The organism is Streptomyces sp. 8L, assembly GCF_020176795.1.
In the GTDB taxonomy this organism is placed as follows: domain Bacteria; phylum Actinomycetota; class Actinomycetes; order Streptomycetales; family Streptomycetaceae; genus Streptomyces.
Window position 1 is genome coordinate 1 of the sequence record NZ_JAIUKE010000622.1, and the last position, 1,026, is coordinate 1,026.

At 75.3% G+C, this 1,026-nt stretch carries 1 protein-coding gene; it reads right to left on the reverse strand.

Features of this window, described 5'->3' with window-relative positions; genetic code table 11:
* Nucleotides 1–124 precede the first annotated feature (124 nt).
* The gene (locus LCE31_RS35915) at nt 125–961 is read right to left on the reverse strand and encodes a class II fructose-bisphosphate aldolase (RefSeq protein ID WP_225022059.1); all 837 of its coding nucleotides are present in this window, start codon (nt 959–961) and stop codon (nt 125–127) included.
* Nucleotides 962–1,026: the final 65 nt, after the last annotated feature.

The window sequence follows — 1,026 nt, forward strand, 5'->3', positions numbered from 1 at the left end:
TCTTTTGCGGTTGTCCCACCCCCCCATTATCAACACCCCCCCTCCCCGGGCAAACACGGGGGGGGGGGGGGGGGGCGGGTGCCGCCCCCCCCCCCCCTGCCCGTCCCCGTCCCCCACTGCCGGGTCAGCCGACGCTCACCGTCCTGAGGCAGTCGGCGGCCTCCGCCGCCACCGCCGTACGGGCGTTGGCCAGATAGGGGCGGGGGTCGTGCGCATCGGGAGCGGCGGCGAGCGCGGCGCGCACCGCCCCGGTGAACGCGACGTTGAGCCGCGTACCGAAGTTGACCTTGGTCATGCCCCGGCGTACGGCCGCCCCCAGCAGGTCGGCGGGCACGCCGGAGGACCCGTGCAGGACCAGCGGCACCGGCACGGCCGCGGCGATGCGCGCGACCAGGTCCAGGTCGAGGCGGGCGGTGCGGTCGGTCATGGCGTGGCTGCTGCCCACGGCGACGGCCAGCGCGTCGACGCCCGTGGCTGCCACGAAGTCCCGGGCCTGCTCCGGGTCGGTGCGCACCCCCGGGGTGTGCGCCGAGCCCTTCTTGCCGCCGATCTCCCCCAGCTCCGCCTCGATGAACAGGCCCTGCTCGTGCGCCCAGTCGGCGGCGGCGCGGGTCGCGAGGACGTTGTCCTCGTCGCTGCGGCGCGAGGCGTCGAACATCACGGAACTGGCACCGCACTCGGCCGTGCGGTGCAGCAGGTCCGCGTCCTCCACGTGATCGAGGTGGAGGGACAGCTCGGCGCGGCTCGCCCGTGCGATCGCGGCCACGGCCGCGGCGAGCGGCGCGACATCGCCGTGGTGGCGGGCCGCGTTCTCGCTGATCTGGAGGATGGCGGGCAGCCCGGTCTCCTCGGCGGCGCGGGCGACCGCCTCGGCGTGTTCGATGGCGATCACGTTGAAGGCCGCGACGCCGGTGTGTGCGGCGTGCGCGGCGGCGACGAGGGCGGAAGTGGTGGTCAGCAAGGTGGTGGTGCTCCTGCGTACGGCCGCCGTACGGCGACGGGGTGTGCGTGGGTGGGTGTGGGTGG